The organism is Mesorhizobium sp. WSM4822, assembly GCF_055811155.1.
Window position 1 is genome coordinate 302,597 of sequence record NZ_JBVVQM010000009.1, and the last position, 7,455, is coordinate 310,051.

A 7,455-nucleotide genomic window follows, 5' to 3' on the forward strand; every position below is an offset into this window, starting at 1 on the left:
TGGCCTGCTTCGAAAGCGGGCCCCCCGCCAGCGCGCCGCTGACGCTGCGCGGTGGACATTAGCCGCCAACAGTGCAGAGTCAGGAATTCTTCGTATCCGACCGTCCGGCTCTTTCGCGGTGAGGCTTTGTTCGCTTCCGTACCCAAACGTCCGGCCTGGTTGATCGGGCATCAGCGGGGCGGTAAAGAATCCGGGCGGCGGACCTAGGTTCGCCTATGGCCGGCGCGGGCTCAGGCAACTGCCTCACTGGCATTCGCGCCGGCCATTTTCCAGCCGCATCCGGATGCCGGAGATGATCGCAGCGATCCACCCACTAGCCCCGCACTTGAAGGGCGCTGACGCTTCTGACCTTCTCCCACTGCGGGAGAAGGTGGATCGGCGCGCAGCGCCGAGACGGATGAGGGGTGCGTGACGGAGTGAGGCGGTGAGGGGTTCTGCTCTGGCTCAGGGCGGTTACTGTTGGCGTTTCGCCGCCAAGCTGGAACACCCTCATCCGTCTTGCCGCTTCGCGGCAATCCACCTTCTCCCACAAGGGGAGAAGGTAAGAAATGCCGGCGCATCACCGTCGCCCCGGCCCTTCGCTGGCTCAGGGCGTTCGAGGCTCGTAAAGCCAAGCAATTGGCTTTACGTCCGCTACCGCGGACCGCTTCTCACCCTTCAATCCAAACCTTCTCGAAATGCTGCTCCAGCGCCTGGTGCTGTTCGCAACCCTCCACCCCCTTGCGATACGTCCGGTAGACCGAGCGCCAGTAGGGTTGGATGATGATGCCTGAGTCGCGCAAATTCTGCTCGATCTTGCCCATGATCTCCTTGCGCGCCTTGGCGTCCGGCGTCGCCAGCGCCTTGTCGAGCAGGGTGTCGAATTCGGGGTTGGCGTAGGCGCTTTCGTTCCAGGCCGCACCCGATTTGTAGGCCAGCGCCAGCACCTGGACGCCGAGTGGGCGGCCGAGCCATTCGGTGCAGGAGAAGGGGTATTTGCTCCAGTCGTTCCAGAAGGTGGCGGCCGGCAGCACGGTGCGCTTGATCTTGAGGCCGGCCTCGCGCATCTGCGCGCCGATGGCGTCGCCGGTGCTCTTCTGCCATTCGACGTCGACGGAGATGAGCTCGAATTCGTGGTCTGATTTGCCGGCCTCGGCAAGCAGCTTCTTCGACTGCTCCACGTCGCGCCTGGCCGGGCCGATATCGGCATATTCGGGGTGCATGGGGCCGACATGGTGGTTGTCGGCGGGCTTGCCGCGGCCGCCGAGGCCGAGTGCCAGCACGGCGGAATTGTCGACGGCGAGCTGGGCGGCGCGGCGCACCTTGACGTCGTCATAGGGCGCGTTGGCGACATTGAAGCGGGCGACGATGGTCGAGCCGGTGGCGATCTCGGAATTCATCAGCCCCATCTGCTCGGTCTGCGAGACGGCGTCGGAAGCGGTCTCGTGGTCGGTGTCAATCTCGCCGGATTCGAAGGCCGACAGCATGGCGTTGGGGTCTGAGCCGTAGTCGACCCACTTGATGCCGTCGAGATGGAATTCGCCCTTCCACCAGGGCTTATCCCTGCGCTTCACCTCGGCACCGGTTTCGGCATCCCAGCTGACCAGCTCGCAGGGGCCGGTGGTGATGGCAAGCGCCTTCAGGGGATCGCCGTCGCCCTCATAGGAGCGGTGCATGATCAGCGCGGGATAATCGGCCATGCCGGCGATCAGCGAGATGTCAGGCTTCGGCAGGTTGAGCTTGACGGTGAAGTCGTCGACCTTGGCGATGCCGCCATCGACGACCTTCTTAGTGTCGGCATTGACCAGCGTGCCCATGCGCGCGGCGACCGAATTGCCCGGCACCGAGGCATCGCACCAGCGGGTGAGGTTGTGGATGACATCGTCGGCGTTGAAGGCATCGCCATTCGACCAGGATATGCCCTTGCGCACATGCAGGGTCAGCGTCCTGGCGTCGTCACTCGCCTCCCAGCTTTCGAGCAGCCAGGGCTCGAAGGAGAAGTCGGTGTTCCAGCGCACCAGATATTCGTTGCAGTGGCGGGCGACATTCGACATCTCCACGCCGTCGAAGGTGCGCGGGTCCTTGAAGCCCTTGACGTTCATGGCGACGCGCAGGACGCCGCCCTTCTTCGGTTCCGCCGCGCGGGCAGGGGTGGTGCTCAGCCCGCCCAGTGCCAGCGCGCCGGCGGCGCTGACGCCGAGCCCGGCCATCAGCGCCAGGTATTCGCGGCGGTTGATGCCGCCGGCCTTGAAGTCCTCGGCGACGGGTTTGGCTTGCGGGTGGAGTTTGCGGTCGGTCAGCATGAATTTCATCGTCGTTCCCCTGTTGTTGATGCATGCCGCCCAAAAGTGCCCAGCGGTTTTGGGACAACGGCATGCACAGAAAAATCGCCCCGGCCGATCGACAGACGCGGGGGCGGACGCGACCGCCGGGGCGCCGTTGCCTGAGGGGGAATGATAGAGCGGGGTGACGCTAGGGAGTGTTCGGGAATCCGCAGTGATTGTGCGGGGTTCCGCAGAGGGAGTCGGCAGTGCGCTTATGCTTTGCAGCCGCGCTGGGAGGAGATGTGCCAACGGCGCGGCGCAATCTCCCTCCTTGAGGGGGAGATGGCCGGCAGGCCAGAGGGGGTCGGTACGACGGGACTCGACCTCCTACTTTAAAAAAGATGATGCTAGCGCTCTACGCGCGACGACCCCCTCTGTCGCCTTCGGCGACATCTCCCCCTCAAGGGGGGAGATTAGCGTTCCACCGTCGGCCACTCACCTCGGCCCAGCGCGCCGACCGCGCCGACAATCCGCGCAAACGCTTCCGCCGCCGCCGGCACCCACGTTCGGGCGCGCAGGAAGCTGTGCACCAGCCTCGGTTCCTCGTGCCACCAGGCCTTGCCGCCGGCGGCCACAATGCGGTCGCGGTAGGTCTCGCCATCCGACGACAGCGGGTCGCATTGCGCCGTGACGATCACCGTCGGCGGCAGGCCGGAGAAATCGGTGTCGCGCAGCGGCGAGAAGGTCGGATCGTCCAGCGATTGGCGCCAGGCCGAGCGGACGTCGCGGTAGAAGGCGATGTCGGCCATTGACAGCAGCGGCGCGTGGGCGTGTTCGATGTAGGAGCCGGCGATGTCGTCGCCGCCGAGCTCGGGATAGATCAGCACTTGCCCGACCGCAGCTCTGATATGGCGGCGCGTCGCCTGCGCCACACCAGCGGCAAGATTGCCGCCAGCGCTTTCGCCACACAGGACCAGCGGCAGGCCTGATGTGGCCGCCGCCCATTCGAAGGCGGTGACGGCATCGTCGAAGGCGGCGGGGTGGACGTGCTCAGGCGCCAGCCGGTAGTCGATCGACAGCACGTCGAAACCGGTGCCGGCGCAGAGCTCGGCGCAGATGTCGTCATGGCTTTCCAGCCCGCCGAGGATGAAGCCGCCGCCGTGGTAGTAGATCACCATCGCCTGGGCGGCCTTGCCGGCAAGCCGGTAACGGCGGACCGGGATGTCGCGGCCGGCGGCGGCGATCAGGCCGTCGCTGGCCTTGACGCCAGGCGGGCGGCCCTGGTGGAAGGCGCGGCTCATCCTGTCATAGACGGCGCGCTGCTTGTCGATCGGCAGGCCGAGGATTTCGGGCGGGTACCAGGCGTTGACGGCTTCGATATAGGCCCAAAGGGCCGGATCGAGCCGGGTTTCGTAGGGGCCGCGCGTCATAGATCGGCGTAGAGCGCGGCCGCGTTGTCGAAGCTGAAGCGCAGCGGCACCGAGCCCTCGACCTGCCAGGCGGTGACGCTTTCACCCGCCAGCAGCCGGCAGGCGCCGTCGGTGTCGGTAACGGCGCCGCCATAGAGCCGGTTGGCGAGGTTGATTATGCCGGTCTGATGCATGGCCGCACTGCCGCTGCCGCAGGCATCCTTGACCAGCAGCACGCGAAAGCCTTTGGCCACCGCATCCTTGACGGAGGCGTCGATGCAGGCCTCGGTCCAGACGCCTGATATGACCAGCCAGTCGATGCCGGCGGATTTGATGTCGCGCGCGGCCGGCCCGGTGCGGAAGGCGCTGGCCTCGGCCTTGATCAGCAGCGCCTCGCCATTGGCCGGCGCCACCTCATGGCAGATCTCGGTCAGCGGGTCGCTCTTGTCGGAAAAGGCCGACTTGCCGTCCTCACCGACCGGATGAAAGGGGCGGTCTTGGCTGTCGAGATCGACGATGTAGGCCCAGTGGTAAAGCGGCACATGGTTCCGCCGCGCCGCCGCCTGCAGGCGCTGGACGTTGGCGAGGATGCTGCTGAAGCCCTCGACCAGGTAGCGGAGGTCCTGCCTGTGCTCTTCCTGCAGGTCGATGAAGATCGCGGCTACGGTGCCGGGTTTGATGGCGATGGGGGTTTTCATGCGGCGCCTGCGGGATGCATGGTCGAGGCAGTCAAAGACTTTTCCGTATGCCGGCGGGACAGCGCCCCCCTCTGCCCTGCCGGGCATCTCCCCCTCAAGGGGGGAGATCGGCCGTCGCGAATGCCTTCGCCAATCACCAGAGCTGCAGGAAAAAGCGCCGCAGGCGACGCTGCCAATCTCCCCCCTTGAGGGGGAGATGTCCGGCAGGACAGAGGGGGGCGCCAAGGAACGAGGCGCTCATTGGTAGCCCGCATCAAACCTGCGTCTCCAGAAACTCATCCTCATAGGGAAAGCGCGACAGAAGCTCTGTGCCGGTGTCGGTGATCAGGATCTCGTCCTCCAGCTTGACGCCCTCGCGGCCGCCCTTTTCGCCGATATAGCTTTCGACGCTCACCACCATGCCTGGCACGATATGGCCGTCGCGGCCATAGGTCTCGTAATCCATGGCATGCGCGATGAACGGCGTTTCGCCATGCATGCCGACGCCGTGCATGACCGAGGTGTAGCGCTGGTCGACAAAACGGTCGGGGATTTTCCACGCCTTCTCGGCAATCTCGCGGAACGCCATGCCGGGTTTGACGATCGAAATGTTGTGCTGAACCTGGTCGTGCGCCATGCGGTAGAGCGACTTCTGGTAAGGCGTCGGCTTGCCCGGCCCGCAGCGGAAGGTGCGCGAGAAATCCGAATAATAGCCGTAGCAGCCGATCGTGTCGGTATCGAGCGCCAAGAGTTCGCCGGGCCGGATCTTGCGGCCGCTGGCCTCGTTGAACCACGGATTGGTACGCTGGCCCGATGTCAGCAGCCGCGTCTCGATGAACTCGCCGCCCTGGCGGATGACCTCGCCATACATGATGGCGAACAGTTCGTTTTCGGAGACGCCGGGCTTGATCGCCTCGCGCACCGCATAGACGGCGGCCTCGGCGCCGGCCATCGACACCTGCAGGCATTTGACTTCCTCGGGCGTCTTGACCGCGCGCACCGCCAGGATCTCGCCCTGGCAGTCGCGAACCTCGCAGCCGCGCTTTTCAAGCGCCAGCGCCTGCAGATGGCTGCAGCGGTCGAGGCCGAGCTTCATCGAGCCACCGCCATGCTGCTTCAGAAGCTCGGCGATCTCGTCGGCGAAGGGACCGGCGGTCTCGTCGTCGCGACCCGACACCGACGACCAGACCAGCTTGGAAGGCCGCGCCTCGTCGATCGTGTCGAGCACCATCGAGACATGATAGCTCTGCGGATATTCGAACAGCACGATCGGCCCTTCGGTCGGGATGAAGAAATAGCGGGTCGAGTTGCGCAGGAAATAGCCGAACATGTTGCGCGAACCGGTGGCGTAGCGCTGGTTGTAGGGATCGAACAACACGACGCCGCCATAGCCGGCCTCGCGCATCCAGCCGCGCAGCTTGGCCAGCCGGCCCTTGCGCAGGGCATCGGCATCGATGAAGGACGGCTCGGTGTCCGACAGCCACATGCCGCCGGCCGGATCGGCCGCCGCCGGATGGCGCATGCGGTCCTTGAAGTCGACGTCCTCAGTGCTGTCGGGGTCGAAAACGACGATGCTCATGGGTTCGGCCTTGGCTGGGTTGCGAGGTCGGAGCATGGCGCAGGAGGGGCGGGAGGATTGTGCGGAAAACCGCGTCTGTTGTGCGGGATGCCGCTGGCTAATCGGTACGTCGCGATCCTTCCCGCCCCCCCTCTGCCCTGCCGGGCATCTCCCCCTCAAGGGGGGAGATTGGCAGTTTCGATGCCGCCGTTCTTTTCTTCAACATCTGAGATTAGCGAAGCAGAGATGCAGTCCGATCTCCCCCCTTGAGGGGGAGATGTCCGGCAGGACAGAGGGGGGCGCTGTCCCGCCAACGTCACACCCGTCAGGGAGCGACACCTAATGCCGTCTCGCCAGTTTCGGCGGATGCCCGTGCTCTTCCCGAAACGCCCGGGCAAAACTCGACATCGACGCAAACCCACACGCCAGCGCCACGTCGCGCACGGCGAGCGTCGAGTGCGCCAACAGGTCGGCGGCACGCTTCAGCCTCAGGCGGCGGTAATAGCCATTGGGCGAGATGGCGAGTTCGGAGCGGAAGCTACGCTCGAGCTTGTCGGATGAGACGCCGAGCTTTGCGGTCAACTCGGCCATGCCGAGCCGTTCTTCGACCGCGTCCTCCATGATGGCGATGGCCGACAGCACCAGCTCGTTCTGGACGCCGGTGCGCAGCCGCAAGGGCATCATCTTGCGGTCGATGCTGGAGCGCAACTGGCTGTGCACGAACCATTCGGCGACGCCGGCGGCGAGCTCGGCACCATAGTCGCGGGTGATGATCTCCAGCATCATGTCGAGGCTGCCGACGCCGCCGGCCGACGTAAAACGCTTGCGGTCGATGACATAGAGGTCACGCCTGAGCTCGATGTTGGGGAAGGCTTCGGTGAAGGCGGCCTGGCTGGTCCAGTGCAAGGTGCAGGCATGGCCGTCGAGCAGGCCGGCGCGGGCGAGGAAGAACGCCGCATCCGCCACCGCGCCGATATGGGCGCCGTTGCGCAGGCTCTTGCGGATCCAGTGTGCTGCGTCCTCGGCGACGAGATGATCGGCATCGCCGCCCGAGCAGACGACGATGCGATCGACCTTCGGCGCATCCTCGGCGTAAAAACCCGGCTGGATGACGACGCCGTTCGAGGCCTCGACCGAGCCTTTCGTGCCGCCGACGATGATCCAGCGATAGCATTGCCGCTTCGCCAGGACATTGGCGGCGCGCAGCGGCTCGATGACCGAGCTGAACGCCATCATCGGAAAGCCGGGAAAGACCAGCACCGCGAAGGTGAGAGGGGTGTCGGTGGGTTTGGGTGGGGCGTGTGTGGCCATGGGCGCTAGACTTCGGGCAGATGGGGTGCGGCGTCAATTGGCCTGATGCTTGAACCTGGAACGTCAGCGCCGCCCCTCACCTGCCTGCCGGCATCCTCTCCCCGTAAACGGGGCGAGGGCGCTGTTATCGGCGCTTACGCCAATCACCGGCGGCCGCGGTTAGCGTCTTTCTCCCCGTCCCTATACGGGGAGAAATGCCCGGCAGGGCAATGAGCGACTATCTGTGGTGTCAAGTTGCATTGGCGAACTCCATGCGC

5 protein-coding genes are annotated in these 7,455 nt (G+C 65.4%); all 5 read right to left on the minus strand.

Annotated elements, in window-relative coordinates; translation table 11 throughout:
- Window positions 1–650 precede the first annotated feature (650 nt).
- Window positions 651–2,291, minus strand: a complete 1,641-nt coding sequence (locus AC0L3E_RS22120) for an ABC transporter substrate-binding protein (protein WP_473605604.1) — start codon at window positions 2,289–2,291, stop codon at window positions 651–653.
- 425 nt (window positions 2,292–2,716) lie between these two features.
- Window positions 2,717–3,673: an alpha/beta hydrolase gene (locus tag AC0L3E_RS22125; protein ID WP_473605605.1), complete on the minus strand. Its 957-nt coding sequence runs from the start codon at window positions 3,671–3,673 to the stop codon at window positions 2,717–2,719.
- The gene (locus AC0L3E_RS22130) at window positions 3,670–4,350 is read right to left on the minus strand and encodes an isochorismatase family protein (RefSeq protein WP_473605606.1); all 681 of its coding nucleotides are present in this window, start codon (window positions 4,348–4,350) and stop codon (window positions 3,670–3,672) included. Before AC0L3E_RS22130 ends, AC0L3E_RS22125 begins: the two co-directional genes overlap by 4 nt.
- A gap of 253 nt (window positions 4,351–4,603) precedes the next feature.
- Window positions 4,604–5,908, minus strand: a complete 1,305-nt coding sequence (locus tag AC0L3E_RS22135; protein ID WP_473605607.1) for a M24 family metallopeptidase — start codon at window positions 5,906–5,908, stop codon at window positions 4,604–4,606.
- 318 nt (window positions 5,909–6,226) lie between these two features.
- Window positions 6,227–7,198: a GlxA family transcriptional regulator gene (locus AC0L3E_RS22140; protein ID WP_128310124.1), complete on the minus strand. Its 972-nt coding sequence runs from the start codon at window positions 7,196–7,198 to the stop codon at window positions 6,227–6,229.
- Window positions 7,199–7,455: the final 257 nt, after the last annotated feature.

What these genes read in the sequence shown, in the direction of transcription:
- AC0L3E_RS22120 (WP_473605604.1), bottom strand. Translation starts at nt 2,291, where the DNA reads ATGAAATTCATGCTGACCGACCGCAAACTCCACCCGCAAGCCAAACCC.
- AC0L3E_RS22140 (WP_128310124.1), bottom strand. Translation starts at nt 7,198, where the DNA reads ATGGCCACACACGCCCCACCCAAACCCACCGACACCCCTCTCACCTTC.
- AC0L3E_RS22130 (WP_473605606.1), bottom strand. Translation starts at nt 4,350, where the DNA reads ATGAAAACCCCCATCGCCATCAAACCCGGCACCGTAGCCGCGATCTTC.
- AC0L3E_RS22125 (WP_473605605.1), bottom strand. Translation starts at nt 3,673, where the DNA reads ATGACGCGCGGCCCCTACGAAACCCGGCTCGATCCGGCCCTTTGGGCC.
- AC0L3E_RS22135 (WP_473605607.1), bottom strand. Translation starts at nt 5,908, where the DNA reads ATGAGCATCGTCGTTTTCGACCCCGACAGCACTGAGGACGTCGACTTC.